Raw genomic sequence first — 535 nt, forward strand, 5'->3', positions numbered from 1 at the left:
CCTACAAGTAATACCCCGGTTAATAGCCTTCTTGACATTTATACCCCCAATCTCTCGTATATTGTATTTATGTTTCTCAAATAATAGTTTGGATCAAAACACTCTTCTATTTCAACTTCATTTAAATGCTGCCTGATTCTATCATCATTGAGTAAATTATCTTTAAAACTGCCGCCTTTTACATTCCAAGCTTTATGAGCATTTTCCTGTACCAATCTATATGCGTCTTCTCTTGATAAACCTTTATTGGTAAGAGCAAGCATAACTCTTTGTGAGTAGATTACACCACCATAAAGCTGGGTATTAGCAAGCATATTTTCAGGATAAACTTGAAGATTTTCAACAACATCTTTAAACCTATTTAGCATATAATTCATAAGAATTGTGCTGTCAGGCATTATAATTCTTTCAACTGAGCTGTGACTTATATCTCTTTCATGCCACAGGACAACATTTTCAAGCGCTGCTATAGAATTTGCCCTTATAACTCTGGCTAGACCGCTTAAGTTTTCTGAACTAATAGGATTTTTTTTAT

General features: G+C 33.8%; 1 protein-coding gene and 1 pseudogene (1 of these 2 cut by a window edge). Both read right to left on the minus strand.

Translation table 11 applies throughout. The features are described from left to right. Window positions 1-38: the beginning of a hypothetical protein gene (locus tag A2255_09070; GenBank protein ID OGI22016.1), read on the minus strand. It extends 2,599 nt beyond the left edge of the window; only the first 38 of its 2,637 coding nucleotides appear in the window; it begins with the start codon at window positions 36-38; the stop codon falls past the left edge of the window. After that, a pseudogene (locus tag A2255_09075) lies at window positions 39-535 on the minus strand (adenylosuccinate lyase).

It is taken from the genome of Candidatus Melainabacteria bacterium RIFOXYA2_FULL_32_9, from assembly GCA_001784615.1.
Classification (GTDB): Bacteria; Cyanobacteriota; Vampirovibrionia; order Gastranaerophilales; family UBA9579; genus UBA9579.